This window comes from Sulfitobacter sp. SK012 (assembly GCF_003352085.1).
Classification (GTDB): domain Bacteria; phylum Pseudomonadota; class Alphaproteobacteria; order Rhodobacterales; family Rhodobacteraceae; genus Sulfitobacter.
Map to the genome: position 1 here is coordinate 67,643 of NZ_CP025804.1, position 14,225 is coordinate 81,867.

17 protein-coding genes are annotated in these 14,225 nt (G+C 52.9%); 9 read left to right on the forward strand and 8 right to left on the reverse strand.

What is annotated here, in order from left to right; translation table 11 throughout:
* Positions 1–14 precede the first annotated feature (14 nt).
* Entirely contained in the window at positions 15–335 is a 321-nt protein-coding gene (gene trxA, locus C1J03_RS00315) for a thioredoxin (protein ID WP_114882564.1), read from the forward strand.
* 68 nt (positions 336–403) lie between these two features.
* Here trxA and C1J03_RS00320 read toward each other — a convergent pair whose 3' ends face one another.
* Entirely contained in the window at positions 404–1,315 is a 912-nt protein-coding gene (locus C1J03_RS00320) for a capsular polysaccharide export protein, LipB/KpsS family (RefSeq protein ID WP_114882566.1), read from the reverse strand.
* Positions 1,316–1,411: 96 nt separating this feature from the next.
* Between C1J03_RS00320 and hslV the strand changes: the two genes are divergently transcribed.
* From hslV to C1J03_RS00335, 3 genes are read left to right on the forward strand one after another with little or no spacing between them, the layout of a single operon-like run.
* Positions 1,412–1,969: an ATP-dependent protease subunit HslV gene (hslV, locus tag C1J03_RS00325; RefSeq protein WP_114882568.1), complete on the forward strand. Its 558-nt coding sequence runs from the start codon at positions 1,412–1,414 to the stop codon at positions 1,967–1,969.
* On the forward strand, positions 1,966–3,279 hold the full coding sequence (gene hslU / locus C1J03_RS00330) for an ATP-dependent protease ATPase subunit HslU (RefSeq protein ID WP_114882570.1): 1,314 nt from the start codon (positions 1,966–1,968) through the stop codon (positions 3,277–3,279). Before hslV ends, hslU begins: the two co-directional genes overlap by 4 nt.
* A 38-nt stretch (positions 3,280–3,317) precedes the next feature.
* Entirely contained in the window at positions 3,318–4,541 is a 1,224-nt protein-coding gene (locus tag C1J03_RS00335) for an MFS transporter (RefSeq protein WP_114882572.1), read from the forward strand.
* Here the strand turns inward: C1J03_RS00335 and C1J03_RS00340 are convergent.
* Genes C1J03_RS00340 through C1J03_RS00350 form a run of 3 tightly spaced genes read right to left on the reverse strand, consistent with a single transcriptional unit; the run spans position 4,524 to position 6,795 of the window.
* The gene (locus C1J03_RS00340; RefSeq protein ID WP_114882574.1) at positions 4,524–5,105 is read right to left on the reverse strand and encodes a Smr/MutS family protein; all 582 of its coding nucleotides are present in this window, start codon (positions 5,103–5,105) and stop codon (positions 4,524–4,526) included. The two genes, C1J03_RS00335 and C1J03_RS00340, sit on opposite strands and share 18 nt — an antisense overlap.
* Positions 5,102–6,094 (reverse strand): murein transglycosylase A, encoded by a 993-nt coding sequence (gene mltA, locus C1J03_RS00345; protein ID WP_441351147.1) that lies wholly within the window; start codon positions 6,092–6,094, stop codon positions 5,102–5,104. The genes C1J03_RS00340 and mltA overlap by 4 nt, the downstream gene beginning before the upstream one ends.
* A gap of 41 nt (positions 6,095–6,135) precedes the next feature.
* Positions 6,136–6,795, reverse strand: coding sequence for a Tim44/TimA family putative adaptor protein (locus C1J03_RS00350; RefSeq protein ID WP_114882579.1), 660 nt, complete (start codon positions 6,793–6,795; stop codon positions 6,136–6,138).
* 104 nt (positions 6,796–6,899) lie between these two features.
* On the opposite strand from C1J03_RS00350, the gene C1J03_RS00355 reads away from it, so the two are divergent.
* Both C1J03_RS00355 and secB read left to right on the forward strand, forming a co-directional pair.
* On the forward strand, positions 6,900–7,391 hold the full coding sequence (locus tag C1J03_RS00355) for an FxsA family protein (protein ID WP_114882581.1): 492 nt from the start codon (positions 6,900–6,902) through the stop codon (positions 7,389–7,391).
* Between the two features lie 63 nt (positions 7,392–7,454).
* On the forward strand, positions 7,455–7,937 hold the full coding sequence (gene secB / locus C1J03_RS00360) for a protein-export chaperone SecB (protein WP_114882583.1): 483 nt from the start codon (positions 7,455–7,457) through the stop codon (positions 7,935–7,937).
* A 4-nt stretch (positions 7,938–7,941) separates the two neighbouring features.
* Here secB and dnaQ read toward each other — a convergent pair whose 3' ends face one another.
* From dnaQ to C1J03_RS00380, 4 genes are read right to left on the reverse strand one after another with little or no spacing between them, the layout of a single operon-like run.
* Positions 7,942–8,628 (reverse strand): DNA polymerase III subunit epsilon, encoded by a 687-nt coding sequence (gene dnaQ / locus C1J03_RS00365; RefSeq protein WP_114882585.1) that lies wholly within the window; start codon positions 8,626–8,628, stop codon positions 7,942–7,944.
* Positions 8,621–9,211: a dephospho-CoA kinase gene (gene coaE / locus C1J03_RS00370; RefSeq protein WP_114882587.1), complete on the reverse strand. Its 591-nt coding sequence runs from the start codon at positions 9,209–9,211 to the stop codon at positions 8,621–8,623. Before coaE ends, dnaQ begins: the two co-directional genes overlap by 8 nt.
* Positions 9,211–10,059, reverse strand: coding sequence for a shikimate dehydrogenase (locus C1J03_RS00375; RefSeq protein ID WP_114882589.1), 849 nt, complete (start codon positions 10,057–10,059; stop codon positions 9,211–9,213). Before C1J03_RS00375 ends, coaE begins: the two co-directional genes overlap by 1 nt.
* The gene (locus tag C1J03_RS00380) at positions 10,056–10,655 is read right to left on the reverse strand and encodes a Maf family protein (protein ID WP_114882591.1); all 600 of its coding nucleotides are present in this window, start codon (positions 10,653–10,655) and stop codon (positions 10,056–10,058) included. The genes C1J03_RS00375 and C1J03_RS00380 overlap by 4 nt, the downstream gene beginning before the upstream one ends.
* 404 nt (positions 10,656–11,059) lie before the next feature.
* Here C1J03_RS00380 and C1J03_RS00390 point away from each other — a divergent pair, with 404 nt between their 5' ends.
* The 3 genes from C1J03_RS00390 (at position 11,060) to mnmE (ending at position 14,220) form a co-directional block, all read left to right on the forward strand.
* Positions 11,060–11,509: a CopD family protein gene (locus C1J03_RS00390; protein WP_114882594.1), complete on the forward strand. Its 450-nt coding sequence runs from the start codon at positions 11,060–11,062 to the stop codon at positions 11,507–11,509.
* A 125-nt stretch (positions 11,510–11,634) separates the two neighbouring features.
* Positions 11,635–12,912 (forward strand): transcription termination factor Rho, encoded by a 1,278-nt coding sequence (gene rho / locus C1J03_RS00395; RefSeq protein WP_114882596.1) that lies wholly within the window; start codon positions 11,635–11,637, stop codon positions 12,910–12,912.
* Between the two features lie 21 nt (positions 12,913–12,933).
* A complete protein-coding gene (gene mnmE, locus C1J03_RS00400; RefSeq protein WP_114882598.1) occupies positions 12,934–14,220 on the forward strand; it encodes a tRNA uridine-5-carboxymethylaminomethyl(34) synthesis GTPase MnmE in 1,287 nt (428 codons plus the stop codon).
* Positions 14,221–14,225: the final 5 nt, after the last annotated feature.

A 14,225-nucleotide genomic window follows, 5' to 3' on the forward strand; every position in this document is an offset into this window, starting at 1 on the left:
GTCAGGAGAAAATCATGGCCACCGTAGCCGTCACAGACGAAACATTCGACGCCGAAGTCAAAAATTCCGACATCCCCGTAGTGGTGGATTTCTGGGCCGAATGGTGTGGTCCATGCAAACAAATCGGCCCGGCCCTCGAAGAGCTGTCCGCCGAAATGGAAGGCAAAATTAAGATCGTCAAAGTGAACGTGGACGATAATCCCAACTCACCGGCTCAAATGGGCGTTCGCGGCATTCCAGCTCTGTTCATTTTCAAAGGTGGCGAAGTCGTTTCCAACTTGGCAGGCGCACGCCCTAAAGCGGCCCTGCAAAGCTGGATCGAAGAATCTATTTGATCTGAAAAACTAACTTATCCTTCGGCAAACGCATTGCCGGGGGATAAACTCCGAATTGGCGGCCGGGCTTAGCCCACGGGCCAGCCGAACCGCTTGAGCCTTGCTGCGATCTTTTCCTCAGCATCTTCGCGCCCAGCATTGATACATTGATCTTGCCAAAACCAGTGTATGTATGCGGCGTAATTGGGTGCGTGGTTCTCCATTTCTGCAAAACTCTGGCTCAAGTTATGCAAATCAGCCGCAACCGCGATATGGTGGAAATCAACCTGCGCAAAAAGCAGCGCTGGCTTTCCAAAGAAGTACCCGTTGAACGCAGCCGATGAATTCTGCGTCACAACATAGTCGCAAGACTTCAGAAGCGCCTGCATGTTGCCCATGATCACCTCTAGGCGTGGGTGCTGAGCCGCCAGCGCCTCAATTGCGTCGACTTCAGTCGCTGTATAATTTTCCTTGGGGTGCAGCGCGGCGATAATTTGGCGATTGGGTTCATGCACCAAACAATGGTGCAGCATCTCAATCGGACTGCAAGCTTGGAACGATCGGTGTTCCAGCAATCGACCTTGCAGCGGGACATAGACGAACCCTGCGCGCTCAGACTGCTCGACAGCACCCACAAACAGCCGCTTTTGCCAGAACGCATAAAAATGTTCCGCTTCTTTTCGTGGGGAGTGTTCAGGATCGAACGATGACAGAGCGGTATCCCAACTCCACCGCTTTTCCGTCTGTTCAATTTGCCAAAATGGGTAGTGATAGGCCCTGCGAAAAACGAGCCCCTCGTGATCGGGAGGAGGCTTCATATGGGAAAGCGAGCGCCCTCGATTTGGTAGCGCGCCCAGCATTCCCGGAGTTTCAAATACTGCTTGATATCCAGCTTTCTCAAGCACCCCTGCCATCTTACCGATGAAATTATGCCGCCCCTCTTCGGCGCTTTTTCGCAAAGGCGGTTCAAGGTAAAATCGGATTGTACTTGGCTTTGTCATGCGCAGACGCTAGCGGGCGATCAAACCACCAGCAAGACCTGCCCTTGTACCCGCAAATCCCTACGGCCATATATGAACCAACCAGATGGAGGCCTTATGGCAAAGCAAGAATTTCCCGGTTGGCACGGCACGACGATCATCGGCGTCAAAAAGGGCGGCGAAGTAGTGATCGCAGGTGACGGGCAGGTCAGCCTTGGCCAAACGGTTATCAAAGGGTCCGCCCGCAAAGTTCGGCGCCTATCGCCCGGTGGATTTGACGTGGTGGCAGGGTTTGCTGGATCAACCGCAGACGCCTTTACGCTGCTCGAACGGCTAGAAGCAAAGCTTGAAGCAACACCGGGGCAACTGGCGCGCGCGAGCGTGGAGCTGGCAAAGGACTGGCGCACCGATAAGTATCTGCAAAAGCTCGAGGCGATGCTGATCGTAACGGATGGCGCAGAGATGTTCGTGATTACCGGTGCTGGCGATGTGCTGGAACCTGAACATGATGTGGCGGCTATTGGATCTGGCGGCAACTTCGCACTGGCAGCAGCACGTGGCTTGATGGACAGCGACCGTGATGCTGAAGGCGTGGCACGCGATGCCATGCAGATCGCCGCAGATATCTGTGTTTATACCAACGGCAACCTGACCGTGGAGAAAATCAGCAAATGACCGACCTGACCCCCCGTGAAATCGTCTCTGAGCTTGATCGCTTTATTATTGGCCAGGGTGATGCAAAGCGCGCTGTGGCTGTGGCCCTGCGCAACAGGTGGCGGCGCAAGCAATTGGATGATGACCTGCGCGACGAAGTTTATCCAAAAAACATTCTGATGATCGGGCCAACTGGTGTCGGCAAGACCGAAATCAGCCGCCGTTTGGCAAAGCTTGCACGCGCTCCGTTCCTTAAAGTCGAAGCGACGAAGTTCACTGAGGTTGGGTATGTCGGGCGCGATGTTGAACAGATCATTCGCGATTTGGTCGACAATGCCATCGCCATGACCCGCGACCACATGCGCGAAGACGTTAAGGCCAGTGCGCATCATGCGGCACAAGAGCGTGTGATTGACGCGATTGCGGGCACTGACGCACGCGAAGGCACGCGTGACATGTTCCGCAAGAAGCTCAAGACTGGTGAACTGGACGATACAATGATCGAGCTTGAGGTGAGTGACACCTCCAACCCTTTTTCGGCCATGGAAATTCCCGGACAACCCGGCGGCGGTGGCGGCATGGGAATGATGAACATCGGCGATCTTTTTGGCAAAGCAATGGGTGGCCGTACGACCAAGAAACGCCTGAGCGTATCAGAAAGCTATGAAGTGTTGATCGGCGAGGAAGCCGACAAGCTGCTGGATGATGAAGCCGTGACCCGCACTGCTGTCGAAGCAGTCGAGCAGAACGGTATCGTGTTTCTTGATGAGATCGACAAAGTTTGCGCACGAAGCGATGCCCGTGGCGCCGATGTAAGCCGTGAAGGCGTGCAGCGCGATCTTCTGCCGCTGATCGAGGGCACAACTGTCAGCACCAAGCATGGGCCAGTCAAAACGGATCATATCCTGTTCATTGCGTCAGGTGCGTTTCACGTGGCCAAACCATCTGATCTGCTTCCAGAGTTGCAAGGCCGGCTGCCGATTCGAGTGGAGCTGCGTGCGCTGACCGAAGAAGACTTCGTGCGCATCCTAACTGAGACCGACAATGCGCTGACACTGCAATACACAGCCCTCATGGGCACCGAAGAAGTCACGGTCAGCTTTACCGATGATGGCATTTCTGCGCTGGCCAAGATCGCGGCCGACGTGAACCGAAGTATTGAAAACATTGGTGCTCGCAGGCTTTACACGGTGATGGAGCGGGTTTTTGAGGAGCTCAGCTTTACTGCGCCAGACCGAGGCGGCGAAGAAATTGTTGTGAACGCGGATTTTGTCGACAAGAACCTTGGCGCACTAACAAAGTCCACAGATCTTAGCCGCTACGTGCTTTAACCCCTTTTCATTTTCCCATGCGCCTGAGACCAAGGCGTATGGGATACCTCCGCTTTCTTATCAACAATCGCCTGTTTCTGTTCGCAGGATTTTTGCTGACGTTTACGTCGTCCTTTGGGCAAACTTATTTCATCTCGCTGTTTGCAGGTGAGATTAAAGATACCTTTTCTCTCACCGATGGTAGCTGGGGCCTGATCTATACGATCGGCACGACGGTATCTGCGGTCGCAATGGTCTGGGTTGGGGTACTGACCGACAGGTTCCGCGTGCGAGGGTTGTCTTTGGTCGTCATGATCACGTTAGCAGCCGCCTGCGTCGCAATGGCTGTGGTGCCGAACGCGTTACTGTTGATTTTTGTAATCTTTGCGCTGCGGTTAACAGGGCAGGGAATGATGTCACAACTTGCTGCTGTGGCGATGTCGCGGTGGTTCATTGCAACACGCGGACGTGCGCTTTCGCTGTCTTCAATGGGTTTCGCGGCCGGTCAGGCCACTTTGCCAGTGCTGTTTGTTGCAATGTTTGCGGTCCTTCATTGGCGTAGTTTGTGGCTGATCGCTGCGGTTTGCGTTCTGCTCATTATCCCTGTGATGCAGATGTTATTGCAACAAGAACGCACGCCACAATCTATGTCGGATGATGTTCAGGCGGCGGGAATGCAGGGGCGTCACTGGACCCGTGGTGAGATGTTGCGCCATCCTCTGTTCTACCTAATGATTCCAATGGTTTTAGGCCCAAGCGCTTGGGGAACTGCGCTGTTTTTTCAGCAAGTCCACCTGACAGAAGTGAAGGGTTGGGATCTGGTATCCTTCGTTGCCCTGATGCCGCTTTATACTGTCGCTACGGTGACCTTCACGTTCCTCTCAGGCTGGGCGATTGACCGTTTCGGCGTGAAATGGATTGTGCCAATCCAGATGCTGCCATTTGCAGTGTCGTTTTTCGTGTTGGCCTATGCAGATACAATTTTCATGGCAGGTGTTGGCATGATGATATTTGGTGTTGGACAGGGCCTGCAATCAACCGGGGCGACGGCGTTTTGGTCGGTTTTTTACGGTACTCGACATCTGGGTAGCATAAAGGCCGTCGCGGCGGCACTTATGGTGTTTGGCTCCGCAATTGGTCCTGGGGTTACGGGCGTGCTCATTGATTTGGGGATCGTCTTTCCCGAGCAAATGTTGCCGATTTCGTTGTTCTACGTGGGGGCGGCAATACTCGCCGCCATAGGCATCATCCGGTACCAGCGCAGCTTACCGCTGCCTGCGTAGATAGACGTAATAAGCACCGCCGCCGCCATGACTGATGTGCGCCTGCGCGATCTGCAAGACCGCTGACGACAACGGCGGCATCTTGAGCCATTGCGGTACTTGATGGCGCAAAACGCCGTGGCGCACCGGGATTGGCCCCCCCTCATCGCGCTGCTTGCCCTTGCCAGTAATGACAAGAACGAGCCTCTTACCATCCGCATGGGCAGACAGAATAAAACGAGTCAACGTAGGATGCGCGCGGTCCAACGTCATACCGTGCAAATCAATGCGGCCTTCGGGTTTGATCTTGCCACGTTTAAGTTTGCCGAATGACTTCTGATCCATCGCGACAGGGGATTTCCGGATTTGATCGTCTATTGCAGGGATCAAATCATTGGGCCGTGCTTTCAGTTTTGGTTGCGGCTTACCCATGATCACCGACTTAGCTTTTCGTAGTGCAGGCGCTGGTGGTGCTGGCAATGCGGTGTCAGGATCAAAACTACGCGTTTGGTTGAGGCGCTCGGTCCGCTCCGCAACTTGCTGCCACAGCGCCACTTCTTCAGGCGCTAGCCTCCGCCGCCTCATATTGCGGGCTCTGGAAGCAATGCGTAGGCCCGTTGAATAGGCATAAGCACAATCATCCGGCCAGCGTCACGCAATTCACCCGCAGCACGGCCCGCTTTATCCCCGGTGCCAAAAAAAACGTCCGCCCTTTGTGATCCTTTGATTGCGGACCCGGTATCTTGGGCGACCATCAACCGACGCAGTGGCTTTTTACCTTCTTTTTCGATCCAAACCGGGGCGCCCAACGGGACAAATGCGGGATCAACCGCAACTGTCCGCATTGTGGTAACCGACCGGTTCATGGCGCCCAATGGCCCTTTGTCTGCGGGAACCTGACTTACCTCTCGAAAAAAGACGTAGGAATTGTTGTGAAGCAACAGTTCGCGGCCTTCCTCGGGGTTGCGCCGCACCCAGTTCTTGATGACCTCTGCGCTGACTTGATGCGCGTCATAGATACCACGCCGTACCAGCTCTACGCCGATAGACCGATAGTTATGCCCGTTCGATCCGCGATACCCGACCCGTAGACCCCCTCCGTTGGGAAGTCGAACACGACCGGAGCCTTGGATTTGCAAAAAGAAAAGCTCAACCGGGTCATCGACCCAAGCGATTTCAAGGCCACGCCCCGCCATGACACCGCTTTCGAGAATATCGCGCCGTGTCAGCCATGGACTAGAACTCAAGGCCTCATTTGGCATCTTATAGATCGGATATTGATAACGCGATGAACGGCTCAAAGCCCCGTCAAGCTCAGGTTCAAAGTATCCGGTGAACATAGCCTCGCTACCGTCATCAATTAAAACGGGACGGAAAAGTAGCTCGAAAAAGCTGCGGGGATCGGGATTTGCGTCAGCGTACGAACAAAGCGCGCGCCAATCGGGGTCTTTCATGTCGCGGCACGTGCTGAGAAAGACGGCGAGGGCAGCGGCGTGATCGTCGTCGACCCAACCCTCCAAGTCCTCAAAACTCAGGATGTCATACCGCACATCGGCAGCCGAGGGGCCCGCCATCAGCGTGGCCCCCATGATCGCCAATACGCCAAAAACATGGCTTAGCCGTCTGTAGAGACCAAGAGCCAATTTGGATCATCCGAACCCATTATGCGGGCAAACGCCCACGTGTCTTTTTGCTTTTTGATTTCTGTAAGGCTGCCCTCAATGATGTCACCGCCCTCGTCACGCACGGCCGAGTTCAATTCAGCCACGAAGCGGATTGTTATCTCAGCTTCGTTGGTTTTGGGGTCGAGGGTCGCATTGGCAAGGCTCATCTCGCGCACACCGATAAAGTTTGCTTCGATGGTCAGACCTTGATCTTCGCGTGCTGAAACGCCTTCGACAAAGCTCTCGTAGACCGGCTCAGAGAGAAATGGCTGAATTTCATCTAGATCACCGTGTTCGTAGCCCATCACAATCATCTCATAAGCACCACGCGCGCCGCCGAGGAAATCACCCACGTGAAACGACGGTTCGATCCGTTTCATTTCAGCCAATGCTTTCGCTTCATCGGAGCCTTCATCGACATGATCGGTGATATCCAGATCAGGTCCGCCTTCGATCACCTCAAGTGCGGGGCCGGGACGGCGGGTGGTATCGGACAGAGGCACAGGCGGTTTTTCAAAGCCTTCACGTGTTCCAAGGACGTTCTTTAGGCGTAGGATCAGGAACACGGCAATTCCTGCCAGCACCAAAAGCTGAATGAGCGGCGAATTCATAGGGACCTCGTTGAAGATGAAGCGTGGAAAAAAGCGTCTAGGCAACTTATGTAGGTTGTCGATGGGGCCAAGTCCACTGCTCGGCCCCCGGAAAGGACATACTCATGTGGCTTCTGATCGCGTTTATTGCCGTACCGGTGATCGAGATTGCGTTATTCATTCAGGTAGGCGGGTTTATTGGGCTTTTTCCAACCCTGCTGATTGTTGTGTTCACAGCTATGTTAGGTGCTTATTTGGTCCGCAGTCAGGGCCTTATGGCCATGAGCGAGGTCCGATCATCGATTTCTGACATGCGTGATCCCACAGAATCTTTGATGAGTGGGGCCATGATCTTATTTGCAGGCGCACTCTTGCTCACGCCCGGGTTTTTTACGGACGCCGTTGGGTTTAGCTTGTTGGTCCCACAGATCAGACAAGCGCTTTACCACGCGATACGTGCTCGTGTGAAAATCCAGAGCTTTGGCCAAAACGCAGGTGCACAACCACGAGGTCCGGGCCAACGCGCCAAGGATGGCGATGTGATCGAAGGCGACTATGTAGAGATTCCTGAGGAGGACGACGCGCCCAAAGGGCCTTCCGGTTGGACAAAGCATTGAGCGACACGCAGCAACCTGCTAGGACGCAGCAGATTTATTTCCAACCTCCAAAGGGAGACACCCATGGCTGAGGCCGAAGCAGCAACACCCACCGCACCACAAATGCGTGTGTTGGGTCAATTTATCCGCGATCTGTCATTTGAAAACATCATGGCACAAAAAGGCGCGCCAGCCGATGTGCAACCAGATGTGCAGATGCAGATCAATCTGGAGCCCAAGAAGCGCCCAGCAGAAAATCAGTATGAGACGGCGATCAAGTTGAACGTCACCTCAAAGGCAAAGGACGCCGATACCGTTCTTTTCGCACTAGAGATTGATTATGTTGGTATTTTTCACATCGAGGGCGTGCCAGAAGATCAAATGCACCCGTTCTTGATGATCGAATGCCCTCGGATGATTTTCCCATTCCTGCGCCGCATTGTCAGCGACATCACCCGCGATGGCGGCTTCCCGCCGCTGAACTTGGAAAACATCGATTTCGTAACGCTTTACCGCAATGAAGTCGCACGGCTTCAGGCAGAGCAAAAGGGCAAGGCAGACGCCTAAGCCTTTACGACTTTAGCCACAACACATCGCCGCCCAATTTGCTGACAAACTCAGCATGGGCGGCGTTTTCTGTTTCAGTGATGCGTTCTGGCAAAGGCATCGGGCGTGATCGCGGCGTCCACTGGGTTGAGGTCTCACCAGCTTTTTGCTGTGGTTTGGTCGAAAGTCCGAAATCAGGCTGCTTACCGCCGATCAGCTCAAGGTAAACCTCGGCCAAAATTTCACTGTCCAATAACGCGCCGTGCAGTGTTCGCGATGCATTGTCGATATTGAAACGCCGACAAAGCGCATCCAGCGAGGAAGGTGAGCCTGGGAACTTCTTGCGGGCCATGGCGAGCGTATCAATTGCCTGTTCCCATGGGATCAGAGGCAAACCCATCCATTTCAGTTCAGCATTGAGGAACTTAATGTCGAAACTTGCGTTATGGATCACCAGCTTTGACTCGCCGATGAAATCAAGAAAGGCCTGACCCACCGCTGCAAACTTTGGTCTATCCCGCAGGAAATCATCCCCCAGCCCGTGAACTTGAAAAGCTTCATCTGGCATGCCGCGCTCGGGGTTGATATATTCGTGAAACGTCTTGCCGGTAGCCATATGGCCCATCAGCTCAACCGCGCCGATTTCTACGATACGGTCGCCCGAATTGGGGTCGAATCCGGTGGTTTCTGTATCAAGGACGATCTCACGCATGGGACAGTTGGCTCCTGATTTTCATAACAATGTTGTGGACCTCACGTGCGGCCTCTTCAAGCGTATCAGTAGGGATTACATAGTCTGCAAGCTTACATTTTTCCGCAGCTGGTATCTGTTTGGCCCGGATCGACATAAATTGATCATAGGTCATTGTGCCTCGCTCCATTACGCGGGCTTCTTGAACGTCATCATTCACAAAAACGCAGGCGGTGGCATCCATAGCGATATTGCCGCCGGTTTCAAACAATAGGGGGATGTCAAAAACGACGATATCAGTGGTGGCCTGTGAAATGAACTCGGCCCTGTCTTGGGCGACCAAGGGGTGCACGATACGCTCGATTTGCTTGAGCGCGGCCGGATTCAACGAGATGATTTCTTTGAGCGCGGGTCGCGAAACGGCATCGTCCACAATTGCATCTGGGAAAGCATCTTTCATCTGCGATACAGCACCACCTCCAACCGCGTAAAGCCGGTGCACGGCGGCGTCCGCATCCCAAACGGCACAGCCCAAATCAGCAAACATCGAAGCGGCCGTCGATTTCCCCATACCGATCGATCCTGTGAGACCCAGCAGAAACATCAGCGCAAAGCGGCAGCACGTGTGGCGCGGTCTACTTCTGGACGGCGACCGAACCAACGTTCAAACGCAGGCACCGCCTGATGTAGGAGCATACCAAGGCCATCGACAGTAACGCAGCCCATCTGTTCTGCGGTTTCTAAAAACGATGTCTTTAGAGGCGCGTAAACGAGATCAGTCACAACTGTACCGGCGCGCAAACCGTCCAATGGAACACGCAATTCACTTTTGCCAATCATGCCAAGCGATGTGGTATTTACCACAAGTGCGGCTTCATCCAGCATGTTGCCTGCTTGCACCCAGTCAAAAATCTTCAAACGACTGCCGAAATCAGATTTAAGCCTCTCGGCGCGGACGCGTGTCCGATTCGACAAAAGTATTTCCGGAACACCGGCTTCAATCAAAGAAGCGATGACCGCGCGGGCAGAACCGCCGGCCCCAAGAACCGCGGCGGGGCCGGAACTTGGGTCCCAAGTGGGTGCATTATGGCGCAAGTTCTCTGTAAAACCGTATCCGTCAGTGTTGTCTGCCTGCAGCTTTCCATCTTTGCGGAAAATAAGCGTGTTCGCGGCACCAATCAGGGTTGCCCGATCCGTCACCAGATCTGCAAGCTCCAGCACGGACTCTTTGTGCGGAATTGTGACGTTAGCACCAACAAAGCCCATTTTAGGGAGCGTCTCTAGTACCGTTTTAAGATCGCACACCTCAACGTGCATTGGAATGTAGTGGCCAGCAATACCGTAGGTCTTAAGCCAGTGGCGGTGTATTTGTGGCGACTTGGATTGCGCGATAGGGCACCCGATTACGCCGGCAATTGGTATACGTTGCGGGGCCGCTGAGGGGTCTTTCATTGAGCAATGTCTCCGCGCAGGGTTAGATAATTGAGTATCTCCAGAAGTGGCATACCCAGAACGTTAAAGTAATCCCCTTCGACGCTGGTGAAAAGCCGAACTCCTTCTTCCTCCAGCTTGTAGGCACCCACCGCATGCTGAATGCTGTCCCAATTTCGAGTTACATAGTCATCTATGTAGTCGTCTGATGCTTCGCGCATCCGCAGGCGAACCTGACCGACATGGCGCCAAAGAGGCTTGCCGTCTTCATAGATCACCGCGGCAGACAACAACATGTGACGGTTGCCACGTAATGTCTTAAGCTGAGCAATGGCTTCGGTTTGGTTTTTTGGTTTGCTGAACATCTGACCGGCGAAATCAAGAACTTGATCACATGCAATGACCAAGGCACCGGGGTTCTTTTCACTAACCTTAGCTGCCTTCAGCCCGGCAAGCGCATCCGCAATATCCCGGGGTGGTGCAGATTCTGCGATCATCGCGTCCTTGATCATCTCTTCATCAACCCGAGCGATGATCACCTGATGCGGTACGCATGCTTGGTGCAAAAGCTGCGACCTAATTTTGGAACCTGAGGCAAGTATGATCTGCGACGCCATGTGGATAAGCCTTGTACAAGGTTCGGGATGTAAGGTGGACTTGTTGTCCGGAATCTGGGGTTCGAGCGCAAGTCAGGAAAACTCGGCGATTTATGCAGTTCTCTGCAAGTTTTATCCCTGCGTGGATAAGGATAAAAACGGCTTGTGGCAAACTCTCGGTCTACAAAGATTATTCACAGAGATGCACACAGCCAAAAACTCAAAATTATCTTTTAAGCATCTGATTTTATTACTTTAAAACAGATACCTTCTAGATAATCACATCACCTATTTTCGCTAACTAACAGGGGGACATCTCTGGGGATAACACAATAATCCACAGAAAATGCCTTCCCTACTTACATCATCAATCTTTCCTTCTTCTTATATTATATTAAGAAGGGCCGAGACAGGAAGGATGCCCCGTGACCGATTTTCTCAGCCTTGCTTATCCCTGGATCAAGGGTTTCCATATCATGGCAGTGATATCATGGATGGCCGGGCTGTTCTATCTTCCGAGGCTTTTGGTGCACCACACAGAGCGTGTTGGTCTGAGTGGTGAAACCCATGAGCTGTTTAGCATGATGGAATTTAAGCTTTCAAAAGTGATTATGGGACCGGCGATGTTGGCCACTTGGTTCTTTGGGCTGCTATTAGTTCTGACTCCGGGCGTTGTTGATTGGTCAGCAGTATGGCCTTGGACAAAGATGTTGGGGGTTCTGGCCATGTCTGGTTTTCATATTTGGCTCGAGGGGCGTGTTAAGAGCTTTGGGCGCGGTGAAAATACGCTCAGCGGCAAACAATACCGAATGTTGAATGAAGTACCGACGGTGCTGATGATCGTGATCGTACTGTCAGTGACCGTGAAGTTCTGAGTGATTGACTAAATGGACCGGTTTGCTTACATGGCAGTCACCGCCCCATTCGGGGATGGCGCAACATTGAAATTTTTGAATATGACCAGCCCGCCCATTGGCGTGGCTTTGGCGCGGGTACTTCCATGACCACTGAAATTGATACACTGAACCTTGCCGATCTTAAGGCACAATCCCCTAAAAACCTTTTGTCGATGGCCGAAGAGCTTGAGATCGAGAACGCTTCGACCATGCGTAAGGGCGAGATGATGTTCCAAATCCTGCGCGAGCGGGCGGATGAAGGTTGGGAAATTTCGGGTGATGGCGTGCTTGAAGTCCTGCAGGACGGGTTTGGCTTTCTGCGTTCGCCTGAAGCGAACTATCTGCCAGGCCCAGATGACATTTATCTGTCTCCGGACATGATCCGCCAACATTCGCTGCGTACTGGGGATACCATTGAGGGGCTCATTAAGGCCCCTGACGACACCGAGCGTTACTTTGCCCTGATCGAGGTAACCAAAATCAACTTTGAAGACCCTGAGAAGGCGCGTCACAAAGTTGCCTTTGAGAACCTTACACCACTCTATCCGGATGAACGGATGACTATGGAAGTTGATGATCCGACGATCAAAGACCGCTCAGCACGGATTATCGATCTGGTATCACCGATTGGCAAAGGCCAGCGTGCATTGATCGTAGCACCGCCGCGTACAGGTAAAACGGTTCTACTTCAGAACATTGCCAACAGCATCGAAAAGAACCACCCAGAGTGTTACTTGATCGTGTTGCTGATTGATGAACGTCCCGAAGAAGTCACGGACATGCAGCGTTCGGTCAAAGGTGAAGTTGTATCATCAACATTTGACGAACCGGCGACCCGTCACGTTGCGGTGTCTGACATGGTCATCGAAAAGGCCAAACGCCTTGTTGAGCATAAGCGTGACGTTGTTATCTTGCTTGATTCGATTACGCGTCTGGGCCGTGCATTCAACACTGTTGTTCCGTCATCAGGCAAGGTTTTGACCGGTGGTGTGGATGCGAATGCTTTGCAGCGTCCTAAGCGCTTCTTTGGTGCGGCGCGGAACATTGAAGAAGGTGGCTCGCTGACAATCATCGCGACGGCCTTGATTGATACGGGTTCACGCATGGACGAAGTGATCTTTGAAGAATTCAAAGGGACTGGTAACTCTGAAATCGTGCTGGATCGCAAGATCGCGGACAAGCGGGTCTTCCCGGCGATTGATATTCTGAAATCTGGCACCCGCAAAGAGGAACTGTTGGTTGATAAAATTGACCTGCAGAAAACCTTTGTGTTGCGCCGAATTCTGAATCCAATGGGAACGACAGATGCGATTGAATTCTTGGTATCCAAATTAAAGCAGACAAAAACGAATTCAGACTTCTTTGATTCGATGAATACCTAAATATTTCAAAGGCTTAGGTCTATGGAAACGATTTTTGCGCAGGCGACAGCGATGGGCCGAGCGGGTGTTAGTGTTGTCCGAATTTCGGGCCCTAACGCCCAATGTGCATGCCTGGCCCTTGCCGGTGATGTTCCAAAACCGCGATTTGCTGCGTACCGAAAGCTATGGGGCGCAGATGGCGACTTTGTTGACCAAGCGCTCGTATTCTTTTTTGAGAGCCCAGCCAGCTTTACAGGCGACGACGTTGTCGAACTTCATCTCCACGGCAGTATCGCGATTACTCGGCGAATTCTGACAGAACTATCGTTGATGGAGGGCTTTCGACTGGCCGAACCAGGTGAGTTTACACGCAAGGCATTAGAAAACGGAAAGCTGGACCTAACACAAGTCGAAGGCCTTTCTGACTTGATTGACGCGGAGACAGAGGCGCAAAGGAAGCAAGCGCTGCGCGTTTTGGACGGGGAATTGGGAGCGCAGGTTGAAATTTGGCGTTCAAAGCTCATACGCGCAGCAGCCCTTTTAGAGGCGACAATCGACTTTGCGGACGAAGATGTTCCTGTTGACGTTTCAAGCGAGGTCCGAGATTTGCTGGGTGGCGTCAGACAGGATCTGGAAGGGCAAATTGCGGGGACCTCTGCAGCGGAACGGATCCGATTGGGGTTCGAGGTTGCCATCATTGGTGAACCAAATGTGGGAAAATCAACGCTACTTAATAGACTTGCGGGTCGAGAGGCTGCGATTACATCTAACATTGCGGGGACTACCCGTGACGTAATTGAAGTCCGAATGGAAATCGGCGGCCTGCCGGTCACTTTGCTGGATACGGCTGGAATTCGTGAAAGCAGCGATGAGATAGAGAAGATTGGTATTGACCGAGCGTTATCGCGTGCTGGGAACGCTGATCTGCGTGTTGTCATGCTGGAGCAAGGATCTGCGGCTCCGGTTCGTCTAGAGACCAGCGATATTGTTATTCACCCTAAGGCCGATTTGACTGGCGAGCCGTTCCCGTTTGTATCCGGTTTGTCTGGTTCCGGAATTGACGAACTTTTGGCCCGGATCGGTCAGCGGCTGACAGAAATGGCAGCTGGCGCTGGGCTTGCAACTCATTTACGGCATTCTCAAGCCATGACAGATGCATTGGTCGGCCTATTGGCTTGTCTGGAGTTGCTAGATAGTGGTCCAGATGCTTATGATTTAGCGGCAGAAGAACTTCGGATTGGCGTTCGCTCGCTTGAGGCTCTTGTCGGGTTGATTGATGTTGAAACTCTGCTTGGCGAAATTTTTGCCAACTTTTGTGTTGGAAAGTGAGGAGT